Here is a 20,186-nt window from a genome sequence, read left to right as displayed (position 1 = left end):
GAACATTATAAAATTTTCTTCTATCTCAGTCCCAGTTCTACAAATTACTTTATATATCCTTCCAAACCTCTTGACTTTATTAGTTCAATCGCCTCTCTATCCTCTTCTGTAAGTTCTGTTTTATTAGTATTATTTATGTCAGCAGTCCACAAATCAAATATTTCTAAAATTCTATCAGAAACCCTGATATCTCTTTCCCTTATTTGTTCTAGTTTCCAGTCTTTTGAATGAAATTGTGAAAATTCTTTAACCATAGCTATTTTTGATTTTTTATACAGAGCTTTTTTCTTTTCAAAATATCCATTACTAGCCACTATATTTAGCCTTTTTTCAAAAGGTATTTTATTTCCAAGATGTTCAATAATCTCATTTACCTCTTCTTCTGATGAATTTGGGAAATAAGAGTCCTGCCATTTTCTAGGCAGAATGTGTTCGATTTCCCATTTTTCCGGTAATAGTTCATCTTGTAAAACTTCGTCATAAGCTAGTAACTTTAGTAACATCCTAATCACATTTCTATGAGGATTTTTTAATTCAACTTTTATAATATTTGGATCAACAGCCTTAAATTCAAATTTAGGTTCGTCGCTATTAATAATCTCCGAATTTAAGTTTAGAATATTCTGCTTAACTGCGTTAATTGTTGGAGTCACAATATATCTACTACATAGATTAACAAATAATTTTCTTAAAAAGAAAAGAAATTTATCCTCAAAGTTATCTGAATCTTTATAGCATAAGTAATAAGTAATTACAGGATATTTCCAAAATTCATTTGGATAAGAAGTCAGAATATCTAATACTTTTAAAATTTCAAAGTTGCTTGACCAAGTTTCACCATCTATTTCTTCTTTATTATTAACTACTGACCAAAAATTTAATATTGCGCTCAAATCATCCATTAAATCTGGATCATATAGCCTAATAAAATTATTATTTGAATAATATTTTCTTAGACCCGGGGTTGTTGTCTTTCTATCGTTAGCTTTTGCGCGAAGATAAAACATGTAATAATAAAATAATCTTTGAATACTTTCTTCAGCATATTCTGCACCTGAACTAACTTCTTGCCACTTTTGTATAAAAATATTTCTAGCTTTAGTATCTTTAATGTTGTTATAGATTTTTGCCTTAAAAATATCTGCATCAGATAAAGGCAAGCCTCTATCATTAAGTGTTGAAAAAATCGTAAGTGCAGTATCCTGGCTATCTGCCTTGATAGGAAGAACAATTGCTTTATTCAAAACATTATTTATCATATGATAGAAAGTTAAAGGCTCATCTTTAGCATAATCATCTATGAGGTTTTGTAATAATAAATAATTCCTAGTGTAATTATCCTTAGCACCTTCATCTGCAATACCAGTACTTAGTATGTGATTTAATATATTGTTATACTCTGATTCAAAGACTCTAGACTCTAATAAAGTCTTACTTTTATCTGCTTCACCACTTAATTCATCCGTTTCCCATAAAGCCGGTTCAATCTGGCTAATGAAATTACTTCTCTCTTTGGTATGATCCATTTTTTCAATTTTTGTATATAAAGCTCTTAACAACAAGCATAAAGTTGTAATTCTTTGTTGACCGTCAATTATTTCTTGTTCTTTGTCCCCATTGGTATAAGATACAATTGTCCCAAGAAAATACGGAGAATCAATTCTTTCTTGAGTATATTCAACTAAATCATCAAATAAAGTTTGAACCTCTTCTTCTCTCCATGCATAAGGTCTCTGATATTCAGGAATTACAAATTTTTGTTTTTTACCAGCATCTAAAAATTCTTTTACACTTTTCTTATTTATTTCTATTGTTGTTGACATATAACCTCCAGAAACTCTATTTTTTAATAAAGCCTACACAAAATAATTCTGAATCTCTTTATATTGTATCATTAAATCTTATTCTAGGTCTAAGAATTCTTTAACATAACAGATTAGGATATAATGTATTATTCAGACGATAATAATCTTTACTCATATAATTTAAAGATTTCTGTAAAAAATATGAATTTCGAAATATATTCATGTTGGATATAGTAAAGACCGCAGCTTTACACTTCGGTCTAATTTTTGTCCAACTGTAAAGCACTTGGAACTATTATTTAGTTTATTATCTTACAAATGTCCCAATTTTAAGCCAGGTTCAATTTTTGAAGATTAATAGATGTTAACTTTGAAAGACTTTAAAATTTGAAAATATAATTTGTTGGAAAATTTTATGATATATACGAAGTACAAGAATTTCTAAAATTAGAGAATTGCGAAATTAGAATATTTCGCAATCATTACATGAAATTTAAGTTTTCAGATTAGAGTAATTTATAATATATATCAATTAGTATATTGAGTTTAAGCTGACTCTAAATAATCAAAATTCACTCAATTATTTCATATTAACAACTTGTAATAAATAATGGAGTAAACACTTACCCACTAAAAGAGGCTATATGTTCACTCCAATATCTTTTTGTTCTTATTTAATTTTTATTAATGAACTAGTTTAAATTAAATCGAGTTTACACACAATTTAATTCTTATATCTTAATTCCCCATTAACATAAGTAGATATTACATCATAGCAACTATCCATTACCACCAAGTCAGCATCCTTATTTACTTCAATGGATCCTTTCCTATCAAAGACATTTATATATTTTGCTGTATTTTCACTAGCAATTTTTGTTATATTCCTCAAAGATAGATTATTGTTTTTTATAAGATTTTTAACTGAAGTTAGGTATCCTATCTCAATATCATCCATATCGTCCATTGTAAATCTATTTATTCTTTTTACAGAACCATCATCATGCTTTAATATAATATAGTCTCCATCAGGAATAAATTCAGTTTGTCTTATATAGTGATAGAATGGTTTTTTTACATGTGCCAATCCAACAGAATCACTACATAGCGTGATCTTATCTAAACCCTTAAGTCTAATTGCTAAATCTAATGCTTCTGGTAAAACTGTAAGGCCTGTTTGCTTGGCAAACTCACAATACAGGTCATCGAAGTATAAGGCTGCGCCTGCTACACCTAGTTCTCTATGATGAAATCCCTTCATACCTGAAAAAGTGTGAGTTACTCCATTAAGTCCATATTGTTTCATTTCCCTAATTGTCTCAAAATCAGCATCAGAATGTCCAATAGACAATTGAATATTGTTTTTCATAGCATATTGACAGAAAGTTTTTGCACCATCTAATTCTGGAGCAATTGTAATCAACTTTACTTTGTCTATGCTCAAATCACCCATCATCTTTTCAAAAAATTCAATAGAAGGATTGATACAATACTCTTCTTTTTGCATACCCTTTCTAGACTTATTTATAAAAGGACCTTCATAATGAATACCTAAAACATTAGCCCCATTTTTATAATCTTTATCTAGAAACTCATTAACAACATTTGATGAGCTAATAATTGAATCAAGAGATTCAGTCCCTGTGGTTGGTAGAAAACTTGTAACCCCCTGAGTTAATAGGGATTGTGACATCCTATCTAAAGAATCTAAAGTACCTTCATGGGTGAATGATCCCATTCCATAGCCATGAGCGTGTAGGTCTATAAAACCTGGAATTAGATAACTATCCCCATAGTCTGTATAATCATCTCCATCGTAACTAGTGAAAATACTCGCTATTTTCCCCTCACTAACTTCAATGTATCCATCAATTGTTCTATTGGGTAAATAAATGTTATTTGATTTTATTATCATTATTATCTCCTATCATCATTTCATCTAATCTTGAAATTATATATGAGCAAACAATGTTCATACCAATTCTCGAATGGATATCTCTATAGCTTGTATCCATAGTATTGGAATAAAAATTTAGTGAATTGTCACTTACATTTTGTATCGGATTAGAATGAAATGCAGTTATGGTTAAAAGTTTAGAACCATTAATCTTAGTTATTTTGGAAAGCTCATTTAATATCTTGGTCTTGCCTGATAAGCTAATTACAATTACAGTATCCTTATGGTTTAAGTGATTTTTCATGACATTTATCAAATTAAAGTTGTCTATGAATATAGCAGGTATTCCAAGCATATTTAAATTGTTGCAAAATGATATTGCTATTTGCTTTGATGCTCCCCTGCTTGCAATGTAAAGGTTTTGAGATGCAATTATATTTTCACAAAATTCCAAAACTTTTTCATCATCTAATATTTCAAGTGTTTTTTTAACTTCATTTAAAATCTCATCCTTAGTTGAGTTATCCCTATTATGCTTTTCAATTTTATCTTCTTGATTAGATTTCAAGTAATATTTCATTTCAGTAAAACCTTCAAAGCCTATTTTTTTACAAAAGTTAATCAAAGTAGTTTTTGAAATATATAGTTTTTCAGCCAATTCAGAGGAAGTTGTATTTATAACATCTTCTTGGTTTATAGATATATAGTGTGCTATCTCTTTCTCACTTTTAGTTAAATTGCTGTAATTTTTGATTAAAATATCTAAACTCATATACATCCTTTAAAAATTAAAAGTTTAGGATGCTAGCTCGTCTTCCACTGCATATCTAACAAATTCTACACTTGGACCAAATACTATGTGTATATGGTTTTTAGCTGGGAAGAATACTCCTGATGTCCCAGATGTCATTAGTAGATCTTTGTTAACTTCTTTCATATCCTTTAAGTCTACCCTTAATCTAGTAACACAGTTTTCAACAGATAAAATATTGTCTTTTCCACCTAAACTTTCTACAACTATCTTAGCGATAACATCATACTGTTTATTGGCTAAAAGTTCATTGTGCGCTACACTATCATCTTCCCTACCTGGTGTTTGAACATCCCATTTTACAATCAAGTATTTAAAAATAAAGTATGTGGCTATGGCTAGTGGGATTCCGACTATGAAAAGGTTATACCATCTAGTATCTTCATATAATAAGCCAAAAATTATAAAGTCAAAAATTGTACCCCTTATATATCCAACTGAAGTACCAAGCAAAGCTAGGAAAGTAGCCCCTATTGCAACTAATATTATATAGACTCCATATAACTTAGGAGCTATAAATAAAAATGAAAATTCAATTGGTTCAGTAATATTGCCCAAAAATGGTGTTAGGACCAATGTCCAGATAATACCCTTTACAAACTTCTTATTATCTTGTTTAGAAGTATGGTACATCGCAAGACCGACTGCAGGAATCATAAATAATGTAAGAAGCATTTGATTTTGAGCCATAAATTTAGTTAAATCAGGCATCAAAGACCACGCTTCAGTTCCTGGCCCTTGGTTAAATAAAACTTCATTTAAGGCATTTAATACACCCACATACTCCTTGCCATCAATAGTATAAGTTCCCCCTGCAGGTGTAAATCTAATAAATGATGTCCAAACGTGGTGTAAACCAAATGGTATTAATAGTCTATTAATAGCAATCGATATAGCAGGGCCTAATACGCTTGATAGAATAACTCCAGATATAGCAACTAGGATTACGGTTAAAAAATGCCATATTACTGGTACTATAAATCCGGCAACTATACTAAATAAAATACTTACAATAGGTACAAATTTCACCCCTGAGAAAAATGCAAATGCCAAAGGTAATTCAGTCCTGGAAAACCTATCAGTACAAAACGATGCTATTAAACCTGATATAATACCTCCAAGTGCATCAATTTTTAAAGATTGAATGCCTAGGACCATCCCCTGACCAACTAGATTCATCTCCTCTGGATCAGCTAACTTACCCGTAATAGTTAAATACACATTAATAGTAACATGAAGTATCAAATACGATATTACTGATGAAAAAACAGCAATTCCTTTCTCTTTTTTGCTCATTCCATAGGCTACACCCATAGCAAATAGAAGAGGAATATTAGAAAAAATTATGTTGGAAATCGATTTTAAACTATTTAGAATAGTTTGTACTACTTCATTTCCCAAAAAAGGTAACTTTTCTATCATATAAGACTGAACAAATGCATTTGAAATTCCTAGAATCATTCCCATAGGCGCCATTACAGCTATAGGGAGCAATAAGGATCTTCCAAATCTTTGAACTTGTGCGCTTATATTATTCTTTTTGCTCATAGTATCCTCCTTGACTAAATTAATTATAATTATATTTGTATAGTATCATACTAATTTACTATAATCAATATAAGTAGATATTTATGATAGAAGTACGAATAGCTTTAATTGGTCACCAAATAAGACCAAAGTCTTTTCAAATTTGATATACAATAATAATATAAATTTCACACAGAAAATATGTATTAGGAGGTAGTAATGTCCGGTCTAACAGATTCTAAATCTTTAACCTTAAGAGACAATGAATTTTTAAATCTTTTAGAAGATGAGGTTAAATTTAAATGGTGGATAAAATTAGAAAAAGTTTTAGCAGAGGAAGAAGCCAAACTAGGAATTATTCCAAAGGCAAATTCTGATGCTATCCAAAAAGAAGTAAGTTTTGATAATTTCAGCATGGAAAAATACGAAGACCATTTAAGAGAAATAGGTCACGGATTCTATTCATTTGTAGAAACAGTTCTTGAAGGGACCTCTGATGAAGCAAAAAAATATTTCCATTACGGAATAACAACCCAAAATATCCAACAATCTTCACAAATTTTAATAATAAGAGATATAAATCAAGTATTTGAAGCTAGGTTAGATAAGATTGTATTAAACTTAGCGGACCTAGCAGAAAAACATGAAAACGATATTATTCCAGCAAGAACTCACTCAAAACACGCCATGCCAACAACTTTTGGTTATATAGTGGCAAGCTGGATAGAAGAATTGCTATCTGCAAGAAAAATGTTTAAGCAAGGTTCAGAATTGTTTGAAGAAATAATGTTTGGTGGTGCTATTGGAGCATTTAATTCTCTCGGAGAAAAAGGATACATGCTCCAAGAAAATATAGGAAAAAGATTAGATATCAGGCCTATGCCTATACCAAGTAGGAATATCCAGTCACCTAGAATATCCTATCTAATGGGTATGATAACAGTAACTAATGTTCTCCATAAGATCGCCGAATCAGTATATAATAACTCTACTGAAGAACTATCAGAATTTAAAGAATACTCTGACCCATCGCAGGTCGGATCATCAACAATGCCTCATAAGATCAATCCTAAATTATCAAAAGGAATTATAGGCAATTCAGCTAAATTATATGATTTAATATATAGCTCACTATTTGCTAACACAAAACCATATGAATCAAATTCATCTTCATATATGATTTTAGATGCAAACGTTAATGATGCAATCTTATATTTCTACGAAGTAATGATAAGGTCAGTTTCTCTATCAGAAAATATAATATTCGATAAAGGCAAAGCCATGAAAGATATTTTAAATAATGGAGGCCTTGATAACTCTGAATTTGTAATGATGAAACTAAGCGAATCCATTGGAAAATACAATGCCCACTCAATAATACACGACCTTGCTATAAAATATCAAAATAGTAAAAACTTCAACTACCTTGATCTGTTAATGGAAAATGAGCTAATAGCTAAAACCCATGCACGCGAAGAAGTTGAAAATTGGCTGAAACCAGAAAACTATATTGGTCTATCCAAAGAACTAACAGAAATTACTGTAAAAAAAGTTAGAACTGAAATTAAATAAGTTTATCAAAAAATAGATTCAACAAGCAATATAGGAAAATCATGTTTACATTTGAATTCCATTTTGTTCTTGTATCTTGTTTAATATAATTTCAATTGTCAAATTAACCTAGACAGAATACACTAAATTCATAAATTCTTCTAACGGTGTTTTGTAGTTCAAGGACTTTCTTGGGATATTGTTTCTGTAACTAGCTACAGAAACAATATCCACCTCACTTTTTAGCCTAAAGTCAGTTTGTTTTGGTAATCCATCTTTTCTTAATAACCCATTCGAATTTTCATTTAACCCCCTTTGACTTGGGCAGCCTGGATCTGCGAAGAATATTGATATATCATGCTTATTGCATACACTTTTCCAGTTTGAAAATTCTTTTCCGCAGTCAAATGTTATTGATTTTACAAGGTGTTTAGGAATTTGATCTAACCAACTATTTAGCCTATTTTCTATTGCTTTCGCTGTTCTGTTTTCTGGTTTTAGAGTTATTATTGCTTTGGATACTCTTTCTACTAAAGTTATTACACAACTTTTATGATCCTTGCCTACTATGGTATCCCCTTCAAAATGCCCAAATTCATTTTTGAAATTAGGATATGATTTATTCCTACTATGAATACTTCTCTTAAATGCTTGTTTTCCTCTTTTTTCAACACTACCATTCTTTTTTTTTACCCTTCATTGGTAGAAGTTTTGCTTCCAAAGTTCCATCTTTTAACCTTCTGTAGAGTGTTCTTGAACTCATTGATAGTTTCATTTCACCTCTGCCTACTATTACATCAGGAGTCCATCCTTTACTTACTTTATCAAGAACATAATCATATTCTTTACCACTTAATTGTTTAGTTTTGGCTCCACATTTAGACTTATTTTTCTTGTAGTTTTCATGGTAGTCTTGTATAGTTAAACCTTTTTTTAGCCAATTTACGACATTATATATGGTTTGTCTTGCTCTTGATAAGTATTTTGCTATATTTGTAACTTTTTCTCAAAATTTTAGTATTGCTCTATCCAAATTAACTCTTTTATGGTAAGATGATTGTAAGCCATTTTGATACTCCTTAATGTTTTTTGTGTAATTTAAATGTATCATAAATGGCTTTTTATTTCATTTAAAAGTGTCTAGCTTAATTTTACTATCCAATTCTTTAATAATAACAGAAAACATGTATAAGAGTGTGATAGTTGAAAAAATACCAGGAGAAATATTTATATCAGATTTTAGTAGAGAAATTTATGAGAAAGAAATAGATAGAAAATTGAGAGGAAGTTTAGATAGTAAAGAAAACTATTTAAAAAGCTATACAATGTAAAAAGTCTATCGGGATTTAGTAAAAAAGTATAAAGGTAAAAAATAATTTTAATAGAAGAGATATTTAAAGAATTAATCAACAAAACATTTTGAAAACCATAACCAATTAGGAGAAGAATTCACTAAAATAAATGTGATTTTTAATTGAATTGATATTATGTTCCTCTCAAATTGTGAGTTTCATCAGCTAAATAGTATAATCCTATTGAGGTGTAATTATGAAATTATATATGGAGAATATAGGTAAGCTTGCTAATACTAATATCGATATTGACGGTATTACAGTTATAGCTGGAAAAAATGGTACTGGTAAGTCTACTATTGGAAAAGCTTTGTATAGTGTTTTTTCTAGTTTTTACGCTTATAAAGATAATATTAATCAATTAAGAAATTATTTATTATTAAAAGAGCTTAGCAAACAATCAAGTGTTTATTTTCTTAGAAGTATTAATGAAGAAAAATTAGAGATATTTCTTATGAATTTATATAAAAATAGAGATATTTATAAATATGATAAGGATAAATTGAAAATAGATATTTTTAATTTTATGAATCAAATGAATTTAGAATTGGAAAAACTTGGTTTTAGTTATAGTTCGGTGCCTAATAATGATATAAACACAGATATAATCGAAAATATAATGGATACTTTGTTTACTGATGATGAAACTATGCTTAATTATATTGTAAGTCAAACTTTTAATAATGAGTTCAACAATCAAGTGAAAAATTTATCCAATTTTGATAATGTTGGTAAGGTTAATCTTAAAATTAAAGATGATTATTTAAATATTACATTTTTTCAATTGTCAAATTAACCTAGACAGAATACACTAAATTCATAAATTCTTCTAACGGTGTTTTGTAGTTCAAAGACTTTCTTGGGATATTGTTTCTGTAGCTAGCTACAGAAACAATATCCGTCTCACTTTTTAGCCTAAAGTCAGTTTGTTTTGGTAATCCATCTTTTCTTAATAAACCATTCGAATTTTCATTTAACCCCCTTTGACTTGGGCAGCCTGGATCTGCGAAGAATATTGATATATCATGCTTATTGCATACACTTTTCCAGTTTGAAAATTCTTTTCCGCAGTCAAATGTTATTGATTTTACAAGGTGTTTAGGAATTTGATCTAACCAACTATTTAGCCTATTTTCTATTGCTTTTGCTGTCCTATTTTCTGGTTTTAAAGTTATTATTGCTTTTGATACTCGTTCTACTAAAGTTATTACACAACTTTTATGATTCTTTCCTACTATGGTGTCCCCTTCAAAATGCCCAAATTCATTTTTGAAATTAGGATATGATTTATTCCTACTATGAATACTTCTTTTAAAGGGTCTATAATAAATCGTGTTGGTAGAAGTAAATGATACTTCTGTCAGCACGATTTTTTCGTAAAAAAGAAGACATATTTAATCATTTACCCTATAATTAAATTAACCACAACTTAAAAGGAGATTAAATATGTCTAACAATTATTTTATTACAAATTTACTGAATATCAAAGATAAAAACCTAAATTTTTCAGATGGAATACACCACAAAGTCATTAAAGGTGTAACATATACAATTCTAACAGCTGAATTAGAATATTCTGACCAAGTTTGCCCTCATTGTGGTTCTAACCATAACCTAATTAAATACGGCTTTAAATCATCTACTGTAAGATGTTCCAGATCAGGTGATCATCCTGTTTTAATTGACTTAAAGAAGCAGAAGATGTTCTGTAAATCTTGTAATAAGTATTTCTTACTTGAATCTAAAATAGTTGATAAATACTGTAATATTTCTAATCAGGTTAAAAGACATGTTCTTTCTAGTTTAACAAAAAAGCTATCTATGAAAGATATATCTGCTGATAATTACATATCTACCACTACAGTTTCTAGATTTATGGCTAAGTATGATAATGAATTCAATGTGGACTTTACTTATTTGCCTGAACATTTATCATTCGATGAATTTAAATCAACTAAAGATGCCAAAGGAGCTATGAGCTTCATATATCTAAATTCAGATAATCACAAGGTAATTGATATTGTAGAGAATAGACAGCTATATTCCCTAAAGAAATATTTCTTATGCTTTCCTAGGTATGTTAGAGATAAGGTTAAGACCGTATGCATTGATATGTACAGTCCATATATATCACTAATTAAAGAACTGTTTGTTAATGCAGAAATTATTATTGATAGGTTTCATATCGTAAAACTATTTACTAACTCTTTTAACCATACTAGAATTGACACGATGAAGGAGTATTCTACAAGCAATATTAAATACAAAAGACTTAAGAAATATTGGAAACATTTTTTAAAACCATACAAACTCCTTGATCCTATTCATTTTTTTAAGCGTGTTCATTTTCCTGGTAGGTATGTTTCTGATGAAGATATTGTCGATATCAGTCTTGAAGTTGATAAGACTTTAAAGAATACTTATGACTGTTATCAATGCTTAAGAGAGGATATTGAGAAGAAAGATTTTGAATTGTTTACATTTCATTTGAGTTATTTTAAAGATAAAGTTAGCGATAGAATGAAAACATCAATAGATACTTGTTTTTATTATCTAGAATATATTAAGAACTCATTTACCTATGATTATTCTAATGGACCAATTGAAGGCATTAACAATTTTATTAAGGTATTAAAAAGGATAGCTTTTGGATACAGAAATTTTGCTAATTTTAGAACAAGAATATTTATCACAAGGAATTTATTAGCTAGTTAAAAATTCAGGGATAGAAAATCTATCCCTGATTAAGAATTTGGTTGATTATTATTTACCAACACGATTTGACAAAGAGCCCTTTTAAAGGCTTGCTTTCCTCTTTTTTCAACACTTCCATTCTTTTTTCGTTTACCTTTCATTGGTAATAGTTTTTTATCTAAACTACCGTCTTTAAAACGCCTGTATAGTGTTCTAGAGCTCATTGAAAGCTTAATTTCTCCTCTTCCAATTATGACATCTGGGGTCCATCCTTTATTTACTTTATCAAGAACATAGTCATATTCTTCATCACTTAATTGTTTAATCTTTGCTCCACATTTTGATTTATTTTTCTTGTAGCTGTCGTAGTATTCTTGTATGGTTGAGCCTTTTTTTAGCCAATTTATTACATTGTATATGGTTTGTCTTGCTCTTGACAAATATTTTGCTATATTTGCAACTTTTTCTCCAGATTTATAATATTGCTCTATCCAAATTAACTCTTTTATGGTAAGATGATTGTAAGCCATTTTGATACTCCTTAATGTTTTTTGTGTAATTTAAGTGTATCATAAATGGCTTTTTATTTCATTTAAAAGTGTCTAGCTTAATTTTACTATCCAAGTTTGATAAAAATGGTAAATTAAAGATAGAGAACCCAATTTTAATTTCTAAAAAAGTTGTTTATATAGATGATCCTTATATAATTGATAAAATAGATAATTATAGATTTAATGATATTAGAACAATAGAGTTTCTTGACCATAGAGAAGATTTGTTTGACTTGATAAAAGAAGAAAAAAGCCCAGAAAGTATATTAATTGATGAAAGTTTATCCAAAATTAGTAAACATATATCAAAGGCTAGTAATATAGATGTTTATAATAGCAATGGTAGATACTATTATATATCTTCTAATAAAGATGAAAAAATTGATATTAAAAATGCGTCTACAGGTCTTAAAACTTTCATTATTATAAAGATGCTATTAGAAAATGGGTCATTACAAAAAAATGGAACAATAGTTTTAGATGAGCCAGAAACACATTTGCACCCTGATTGGCAAATAATATTTGCTGAGTTAATTGTTTTATTAAATAAATATTTGGGTATGCACATTCTTATCAATAGCCACAGTCCTTATTTTGTTAGGGCTATTGAGGTTTATTCTTCAAAACATGAGGTAGCCAATAAGTGTAAATATTATTTAGCTTATGATAATAAGAATTCAGGATTAGCAGAAGTTAAAGATGTAAGTGATTCAGTTAGTGAAATTTATTCTACCTTATCATCCGCTTTTGATATTTTAGAACAAGAGAGTCTATTATGAGAAAATATTTAAAAGATCTTTTGTATGATTTTTTTGAGGATGAATTTTGTCAAGATATGGATATTTCTAATCTATTTAGTGATTTTTCTAAAACATCCTACGATGATAATAATAAAGAAATTTTTATAGATTCTAATGATAGGTGTATAGACTTTGATAAAGTAAAGGAATATTATTTCAAAAAACATAATACTAAACATCAGATAATCCATGAAAGAAAAAATCATGGTAGTAAATATATTTACATGAGAGAGTATTCTTCTAATGATGCAGTCAAAGTTTTTAATGGCATGGATTATTTTATAGAGTTTAAAAATCAAGATAAACCTAAAATGAGTAAAATATATGGAAAGATTAAAGATTCCTTGTTGATCTATATGGATATATTTGATGAAAATTTATCTTATGCTAGAGAAAATTTAGGTTATATTTTAGTCTATAATTCCAATAAGGATACAAATGATAAAAGTGGTCTTGGGCAATATAAGGAATATGATAAAATTCAAAGTAAAATAAAATCTTTGGCTAAAGAAAGGGTTGATAAATTTGGGCTGAAATCCAATTTAGAAGAGTTTTATTTTAAAGATGTAATAGTTTTATCTAAGGATGATTTTGAAAAGAAATTAAGTAACACATACAATATTCCCTAAATCAAAAGTTATGATTTAGGGGATATTTTTTATTAAAATAATGAAATTAATCTTAAATGTAATACAAGAATTATATTCCAAAGAGAAACTTAAAAATTGATAGAGTCCGTATAATTGTGTAAAAAGAAAAGGTCATTTGAAACCTAAACTAGTACAATGTTTTTAACCAACAAAAACCAACTAAGAGGAATCAAATGACGCAATTACACTTTACAATTAATCAAGAAGAAATACAAAATTTAATTAATGAATCTGTAGATAATAAAATTGCCAAGTCAATCTTAACAAAAGTTTTTAATGAACTTATGGAAAAATAGAGAGATGAATATTTAAATAACAAAGCCTATCAAAGGGATCCTAACAGAAATTCTTATCGTAATGGATACTACGAACGTGACTACACAACAAAGATAGGAACCTTAACCTTAAGAGTCCCTAGAACAAGAGATAGGAAATTCTCACAGAAGTAGCAGATTTAGATTAACTAATTGCATAGAAAGACCAAATGAAGAAGTTAGAAGACGAGAAAAAGTAATCAGAATATTTCCTAATGAAGATTCAGCTATAAGATTAATATCTAGCCCGCAGACTTTTGGAGACCAATCCTCATTTATATCAATGAGGACCTCCTAACATCTTCTAAATTGTATATTAGAATGAAATAGTAAATATTGTACTGGTTTAATTTACACAATATTAAGGACTTGACTGCTTTGATTGGAATATGTATTTATTATCATATCTAGTGATTTTTTTATATGAATTGGTAAAATGAAAAAGAAGAAGTATATAGGAGGAATTATGGATGTACTTATAGTTGTTGATTTACAGAATGATTTTGTAGATGGAGCTTTGGGGAACGATTGTAATTATGAAATAGTTGAGCCTATTGATAGATTGGTGGAAGACTTTGATGGTGAGGTTATTTTTACAAGGGATACCCATGACGAAGATTACCTAGAAAGTCTCGAGGGGAAGCACTTGCAGGTTGAGCATTGTATTAAGGGAAGTTTTGGTTGGGAGATTAGGATAGATACTAGAGGGTATAAGGTCATCGACAAGCCATCTTTTGGTTCTTATGATTTGGTTGATTATCTTTGCGATTTAGATAAAAAGGAAGGAATCGAGAATATTTATATGGTTGGGATTTGCACAGATATTTGCGTAATTTCTAATGCTATAATGATAAAAAACGCCCTTCTCGAAACAGAAATTACAGTAATAGAAGATTTATGCAAGGCAACTAGTGATAAGGCTCAAGCTAGTAGTATGGATGTACTTAGGAGTGTTCAGGTCAATATTATAAGCTATAAGGACTTGGTATTTGGTAAATAAGTTTTAATGAGGATTGATAGAGACGGTATAATTTCGCGGAAGAAAAGTCCATTTGAAAGTCAATCTAGGACTAGTGTAAATGTCAACCGAAAAATGGTCCACAGTTATTATCGAAAAGTGGTCCACATATAGTAAAAAATTAACCACTTATGCCTTTCCCCTAGGGGAAAGGGAATTTATATATATTTCATATATTCTTTGCCCACTCTATTGTATCTTCCATCCTATAACTTTTCTCCCTAGACATATCCATAATATGAGCCCTATGAGCTAGTCTATCTACTATGGCTCCAGTAAGCATAGGATCTTTAAAAACTTCCTCCCATCTTTCAAAGTTTAAGTTAGTTGTCAAAATTATTGAACCCTTATCATTTCTAGATGATAAGAGGTTAAAAAGAATCTCACATCCTATCTTATCAAATGAAACATAACCTAACTCATCTAATATTACTAAATCATATTTTTCAAATTTCTTCTTGTAGTTAGTAATTTGATTTTTACTCATAGCCTCCTGTAGTTCAATTACTAAATTAGGAACTGAGGTAAATAGTACATTCTTTCCCACAATACATGCCTTAATAACTAGGGCAGTTGCATAATGAGTCTTACCACAGCCAGGTGTTCCTATTAAGATAATATTTTCTTTGTTATCTACAAATTTTAAAGTTTCTAAGTATTCAAACTTCTTGTTTAATTCAGGGCTATATTTACTCTTATCAAAGTCCTCTAAAAACTTTTTATTGATAAATTTAGCATTCCTAATCTTTCTTGATATTTCATTGTTCTTTCTAACATAGACTGCAATGGAAGAGTAAGAAATGTCAAAGCCTCTATCTTTAACCATCTTATGAATTTGTACTACACTTAATTGTTGCTTATGGTTTTTTAAAACTTCATCCTTTTTTTCTATAGCTAAGATTTCATCAAGATAGTCATCTACTTCTTTTGTATACTTATTTTTTTCTGTTAGATGAATCATAGGAAGTATCCTTTGCTATTTTTTCTTGAATTAAGGACCTATCTAAGTCAGGATTATCTAAATTCTTAACATTGTCCTTGTATTCATTCCAATATTTAGCTATTGTTTTTCTATTAATCTTAAGAATCTTCGCAGCCTCTCTATTTGAATATCCTTGTTTTTTAAGTCTTATTATTGCATGCTTATCCATTAAATTAATTACCTCACATACCTCCGTACCTATATTTTACATACGGAGGATAAACTAAAACAAGTGGACCATTTTTCGACTAGAATCAATCGATTATTGGACCACTTTTAGTTTATCATTCACAATAGCTAAATCCAAATCTTTTTTTGCAACCAAATCATTATATTCATTTTCGTTGAAGCTCTTTTCGACTTCTTCATCAGTCAAATCTCTTATACCTCTATCATAATTATTGCATAATAAATCGGATAACCATCTGCATACTATTATTTGACTGCATCTTTTTTCGCTTTCATCTTTTATATTTTCTATAAATTCAAAACGTTTATATGCTTCTTCCAAACTCAAATTAATATTTTCAATAATGTGGTATATTTTATAGGCTTTTTGATAATCCTGACTCTCTCTTCCAAATAAATCTTCTCTATCAATTTTAGAAAGAGCGATGCTTGAATTAGATATAATATTTAAATTCTTTCTGACTGTTTCACTAACTAAACGAGAATATGGAACTATTATTTTATCTATCTTCAACGCATTATTTTTATATAAAGCCTCATAAGCAGTCCAATTTCCCTCTTCTTTAGAAATTCCTTCAAACATAAAATCAATATAATATAAGTCTCTTGCATATAAAAATAATTCACCTAATGATTCTCTGTACGGGTTTACAACATTCCAAAAATATTCGTCCATAGCTCTTCTTTTTTCACTGCTATAATTTGAATATTCAACAAAAAGTGAAATAGCAATTGATATTAAAGAACCAAACAAAGCACCCAAAACTAGCTCCTCAATATTTGCAAGCTCTAATAAAAATATTAAAATAATAGAAAAAATACTTAAGACAACAAAAAGTATCACCATCCCTCTGATTTTCTTCATTAAAATTCCTCCTAGTTTTCCAGGTTACTTTGATAAAGTAAATAAGTACAAAGAAAAGGGCCGAGGCCCTTTTGCTTTGTGGGTTTATCTTATTTGAATTAATAAGCTATTATCTTAATTCTTAAGCTCTAGCTTGGCTCTTTCTGTATGCTGCGTATGCGCCTGCCATTGATCATTTAGCCCACCGGCTTATGGAGGTCCCGTCGGCTTTGGGAGACCAAGACCTGCTACTACGAAGATTACTTAGTGCCAAACCTGATTTTATTTGCTTATTGTCTTAAGCTAATAAGTTTTTGATCTAATTAAGCTCTAGCTTGGTTCTTTCTGTATGCTACGTATGCGCCTGCCATAATTGCAAGACCTGCTACTACAAAGATTAGTGATCCGATACCACCTGTTTGTGGGATTGATACGTTTTTGTTCTTGATTTGTAGTCCGTATCCGTTATCAGCGTTATCTTTGTTGTATTGAAGTTCATCAGCTGTACTTGCGTAAGAACCATCTTTTACTTCGAATTTAGGGCTAGATTGAAGTTTAGCATATCCTTTTGGAGCTGTTTTTTCTTCTAATGTATATCCCTCTTTGTATTCAAGTCCTTTGATTTCAAATCTACCTTCAGCATCAGATGTTAATACAACAACGTTAGGGTCAGTTTTTTCGCCCCATGTATATTCTGTTGCGTTTGCTACGAATGCATCATTGTAAGCTTTTTGTTTTTCGTTGATTGTATTCTTAGCAGCTGTTCCTTTTTCGCCTTTTTGTTCTTCAGCTGAAAGGTTATTGTAAGCTTCTACTGCTGCATCAAGAGCTTCTTTAGCTGCAGTTACTGCTGCTGCATCTTTTTTAGCTGCTACTAGATATTTTCCATCTGCGTTTTTAACGTAGAATTCTGCTCCTGCAAGTCTTTCTAGTTTAGCACTTCCTTTATCTTCGTTATTTGTTTTAACGAATTTTCTTCCGCCTAGTTGAACTTTTGGTTCTGTTGGGTTAAGTTTTTCTGGGTTATCTGTGTCTTTGTGGTCTACGATTTCAATTTCGCCTGTTGCTGGGTTGTATGTTTTGTATTCAGCTTCATATCCTTTTACAGACTCAACGATTCTGTATGTTCCATCTGGATCAAGGTTATCAAAAGTTACTGTAAATTGTTCTTTTGATGTTTTTTCAACAGTTTTTACATCTTCCCATTTACCTTCAGCGTTTTTCTTTTGAAGTGTAAAGTATGCAACTACATTTTTGTCTGCTTCTGTTATAGTTTGGTCACCTGTTTTATCCCAAGATTTTTTCATTGTGATTTCTGTTTTACCAGGTGTGAATTCTTCTGGTTCGTTATCTTTACCAGGTTTGTTTGAATAGTCTAGTGCGATGTCGTTTAGTTCTGGTTTATCAACTACTGCTTCACCGTTGATTTTTGCAGAGTATGTTAATTTGATTTCAACATCGCCTGCTTTAGCTGCGTTTTCTACTTTTGTAAGTCCAGATTCTTTTAATACTAATGTAAATCCTCTGTCTGTTTCTGTTACAAAGTAATCATCTGCTGTTAGAGCATTTCCACCTGTTAGTTGGTCAGAAGTTATTTTAAGGTCTTTTTGGTATGTTAGACCCTTTGTCATGTTATCGTTCCATACTAATTTTTTGTAGTGAGAATCTTTTTTGATTTTTGTTTTTACTTCGTATGGTACTGATTTACCAAGATCAGCTGTTACTGTAGCTTTTTCTTTTTGGTAGTTTTCGTAAGCTGCACCAGATTTTTGGTTGTTGTTTTTATCTTCAACTTTTGTTAAATCATTGTCAGCAGCAAAGTTCTTGTCGATTTCTGGTTTTTCTTGAGTGTTCTTTGGATAAACGTGAGCATTTTCTACAATTCCTTCATTGTTTGTGATTGGAAGTGTAAGAAGTGTTGGAACTGCTTTAGATGCAGCTAGAAGTTCTCCGTCATCACCTTTGTAAGATGATTTTGTTAAATCTTCAACTATTCTGTAAGTTCCTTTTCCTAGTCCAGTTGTATCAAGTGTAAGACCAGCTCCACCTGCTGTTTTACCGTCTTTTCCTGCTACATCTGTCCATTGAGTATCATCTGTTACATCGATGTCTGCGTCAGCTACACCATCATTTAATTTTTGAAGTTTGAAATAAACTCCATCAATTTCTTTTGCATTTGTATCGCCAAAGAAATCTTGGATGTTTCCAATTGCATTACCATCATATTTCTTGTCTTTGTCGTGAGCATCTAATGCTTCTTTTGTTAACAAGATTTTGTGGATGGTTACAGATTTGGTTTCTGTAGCTTCAGCCGCATGAGCACTTGTGAATGGTGATACTAGAATTCCTAGGACCATTGCTAGTGCTGTGAAAATTGAAAATAATTTCTTTTTCATATTCTTCTCCTTTTCTTATTTTTCAATTTTGTTGATATAGCCTACGTAATAGGCTCCCCCTTTTGCCTGACTATCAACCAATCAGGCAATGGGCTTGCATGTGTCCTCTTTGGAGTTTGCCTTCCTGTATATGACAGGGGCTTCTTCCGCTGATTTCACTAACTTACCCAGTTGTGTTTATATAATCTCCACCTGGTGGAGTTTACATACATGGTTGTTTGACTTTTACATGATTTTCCCTTTTTGTTTGAGATGTCTCCACTTCGCTTCGCTCCGGTCGACATAAGGGTTTGCAAGTTCCTCTATTTACATTTTGTATAAGGAGCTATTTTGCTTAGTGCTATATGAAGCTTAAGCTTTCCCTTACTTCGACCTTGTGGAGAAGTCTCTTTGGTTTTGTTTTTCATGTAATTGTCTTTTCTTTTATCTTGCTTTGTGGGCAAGGCAAAGATTAGATATCTCGATTTTTATCGAGTGGCAGGTCTTCTGCCATAGACCATCAATAGCCTACTATCTGTTACTACTATTATAACAGATTTGTAGAAATTTTGTTAGTCTTTTTTACTTTATTTTTTAGTAAAATTGGTTCTTTTTAGTTTTATTAAAGGTTTTTTACTTTTTTTTGTTTTCTTTTTGAAATTTTTGGTTTTTCTTTGTTTGAGATGTCTCGACTTCAATCTACATAAGGGTGGCAGTGAAGAGATGTCTCCACTCCGCTTCGCTTCGGTCGACATAAGGGGTACTGGGTCGTTTATATTTTGTGGCCAGTACCATTATACATAAGGGAAGCTGATTTGAGATATCT

General features: G+C 30.2%; 15 protein-coding genes and 5 pseudogenes. 9 read left to right on the top strand and 11 right to left on the bottom strand.

Translation table 11 applies throughout. The annotated features are described in order from the left end of the window. Nucleotides 1-44: 44 nt before the first annotated feature. The 4 genes from C7D97_RS09120 to C7D97_RS09105 all read right to left on the bottom strand — a co-directional run bounded on the left by C7D97_RS09120 (nucleotide 45) and on the right by C7D97_RS09105 (nucleotide 6,061). Nucleotides 45-1,823, bottom strand: coding sequence for a DUF262 domain-containing protein (locus C7D97_RS09120; protein ID WP_105301721.1), 1,779 nt, complete (start codon nucleotides 1,821-1,823; stop codon nucleotides 45-47). A gap of 706 nt (nucleotides 1,824-2,529) precedes the next feature. Continuing rightward, on the bottom strand, nucleotides 2,530-3,720 hold the full coding sequence (gene nagA, locus C7D97_RS09115; protein ID WP_105301720.1) for an N-acetylglucosamine-6-phosphate deacetylase: 1,191 nt from the start codon (nucleotides 3,718-3,720) through the stop codon (nucleotides 2,530-2,532). After that, nucleotides 3,701-4,474 carry a MurR/RpiR family transcriptional regulator gene (locus tag C7D97_RS09110; RefSeq protein WP_158679131.1) on the bottom strand — a complete coding sequence of 258 codons (774 nt, stop codon included), beginning with the start codon at nucleotides 4,472-4,474 and terminating at the stop codon, nucleotides 3,701-3,703. Before C7D97_RS09110 ends, nagA begins: the two co-directional genes overlap by 20 nt. A 24-nt stretch (nucleotides 4,475-4,498) precedes the next feature. Continuing rightward, entirely contained in the window at nucleotides 4,499-6,061 is a 1,563-nt protein-coding gene (locus C7D97_RS09105; RefSeq protein WP_105301718.1) for a PTS transporter subunit EIIC, read from the bottom strand. 198 nt (nucleotides 6,062-6,259) lie between these two features. Between C7D97_RS09105 and C7D97_RS09100 the strand changes: the two genes are divergently transcribed. After that, nucleotides 6,260-7,612 (top strand): lyase family protein, encoded by a 1,353-nt coding sequence (locus C7D97_RS09100; protein WP_105301717.1) that lies wholly within the window; start codon nucleotides 6,260-6,262, stop codon nucleotides 7,610-7,612. 108 nt (nucleotides 7,613-7,720) lie between these two features. On the opposite strand, the pseudogene C7D97_RS09095 reads toward C7D97_RS09100, so the two are convergent. Further along, nucleotides 7,721-8,659, bottom strand: a pseudogene (locus tag C7D97_RS09095) (IS30 family transposase). A gap of 128 nt (nucleotides 8,660-8,787) precedes the next feature. Between C7D97_RS09095 and C7D97_RS10755 the strand changes: the two are divergent. After that, the gene (locus tag C7D97_RS10755; RefSeq protein WP_275886694.1) at nucleotides 8,788-8,922 is read left to right on the top strand and encodes a hypothetical protein; all 135 of its coding nucleotides are present in this window, start codon (nucleotides 8,788-8,790) and stop codon (nucleotides 8,920-8,922) included. A gap of 217 nt (nucleotides 8,923-9,139) precedes the next feature. Continuing rightward, nucleotides 9,140-9,739, top strand: coding sequence for an AAA family ATPase (locus tag C7D97_RS09090; protein WP_105301716.1), 600 nt, complete (start codon nucleotides 9,140-9,142; stop codon nucleotides 9,737-9,739). A 1-nt stretch (nucleotide 9,740) separates the two neighbouring features. Here C7D97_RS09090 and C7D97_RS09085 read toward each other — a convergent pair. Further along, a pseudogene (locus C7D97_RS09085) lies at nucleotides 9,741-10,259 on the bottom strand (IS30 family transposase); the annotation flags it as partial. A 130-nt stretch (nucleotides 10,260-10,389) separates the two neighbouring features. On the opposite strand from C7D97_RS09085, the gene C7D97_RS09080 reads away from it, so the two are divergent. Continuing rightward, complete coding sequence (locus C7D97_RS09080; RefSeq protein WP_105301715.1) at nucleotides 10,390-11,658, top strand: ISL3 family transposase; 1,269 nt, start codon at nucleotides 10,390-10,392, stop codon at nucleotides 11,656-11,658. Nucleotides 11,659-11,729: 71 nt separating this feature from the next. Here the strand turns inward: C7D97_RS09080 and C7D97_RS09075 are convergent. Next, nucleotides 11,730-12,167: pseudogene (locus tag C7D97_RS09075) on the bottom strand (transposase); the annotation flags it as partial. Between the two features lie 68 nt (nucleotides 12,168-12,235). Here C7D97_RS09075 and C7D97_RS09070 point away from each other — a divergent pair. The 5 genes and pseudogenes from C7D97_RS09070 (at nucleotide 12,236) to C7D97_RS09050 (ending at nucleotide 14,952) form a co-directional block, all read left to right on the top strand. Continuing rightward, nucleotides 12,236-12,967 (top strand): AAA family ATPase, encoded by a 732-nt coding sequence (locus tag C7D97_RS09070; protein ID WP_158679130.1) that lies wholly within the window; start codon nucleotides 12,236-12,238, stop codon nucleotides 12,965-12,967. Beyond that, nucleotides 12,964-13,617 carry a hypothetical protein gene (locus tag C7D97_RS09065; protein ID WP_105301713.1) on the top strand — a complete coding sequence of 218 codons (654 nt, stop codon included), beginning with the start codon at nucleotides 12,964-12,966 and terminating at the stop codon, nucleotides 13,615-13,617. Before C7D97_RS09070 ends, C7D97_RS09065 begins: the two co-directional genes overlap by 4 nt. Nucleotides 13,618-13,811: 194 nt before the next feature. Then, nucleotides 13,812-14,078: pseudogene (locus C7D97_RS10830) on the top strand (transposase); the annotation flags it as partial. Between the two features lie 22 nt (nucleotides 14,079-14,100). After that, nucleotides 14,101-14,199 (top strand): annotated as a pseudogene (locus tag C7D97_RS10825) (transposase); the annotation flags it as partial. Nucleotides 14,200-14,418: 219 nt separating this feature from the next. Continuing rightward, the gene (locus tag C7D97_RS09050) at nucleotides 14,419-14,952 is read left to right on the top strand and encodes a cysteine hydrolase family protein (RefSeq protein ID WP_105301712.1); all 534 of its coding nucleotides are present in this window, start codon (nucleotides 14,419-14,421) and stop codon (nucleotides 14,950-14,952) included. A gap of 187 nt (nucleotides 14,953-15,139) precedes the next feature. Here the strand turns inward: C7D97_RS09050 and istB are convergent, their stop codons facing one another. The 4 genes from istB to C7D97_RS09030 all read right to left on the bottom strand — a co-directional run bounded on the left by istB (nucleotide 15,140) and on the right by C7D97_RS09030 (nucleotide 19,381). After that, the gene (gene istB, locus C7D97_RS09045; protein ID WP_205408063.1) at nucleotides 15,140-15,931 is read right to left on the bottom strand and encodes an IS21-like element helper ATPase IstB; all 792 of its coding nucleotides are present in this window, start codon (nucleotides 15,929-15,931) and stop codon (nucleotides 15,140-15,142) included. Continuing rightward, entirely contained in the window at nucleotides 15,906-16,121 is a 216-nt protein-coding gene (locus tag C7D97_RS09040) for a helix-turn-helix domain-containing protein (RefSeq protein ID WP_105301711.1), read from the bottom strand. The genes istB and C7D97_RS09040 overlap by 26 nt, the downstream gene beginning before the upstream one ends. A gap of 93 nt (nucleotides 16,122-16,214) precedes the next feature. Continuing rightward, the gene (locus tag C7D97_RS09035) at nucleotides 16,215-17,006 is read right to left on the bottom strand and encodes a hypothetical protein (RefSeq protein WP_105301710.1); all 792 of its coding nucleotides are present in this window, start codon (nucleotides 17,004-17,006) and stop codon (nucleotides 16,215-16,217) included. Nucleotides 17,007-17,308: 302 nt separating this feature from the next. After that, entirely contained in the window at nucleotides 17,309-19,381 is a 2,073-nt protein-coding gene (locus C7D97_RS09030) for a pilin N-terminal domain-containing protein (RefSeq protein ID WP_105301709.1), read from the bottom strand. Nucleotides 19,382-20,186: the final 805 nt, after the last annotated feature.

Origin of the sequence: Anaerococcus marasmi (genome assembly GCF_900290195.1) — a bacterium.
Lineage (GTDB): Bacteria > Bacillota > Clostridia > Tissierellales > Peptoniphilaceae > Anaerococcus > Anaerococcus marasmi.
This window is presented reverse-complemented; position numbering and strand designations above follow the sequence as displayed.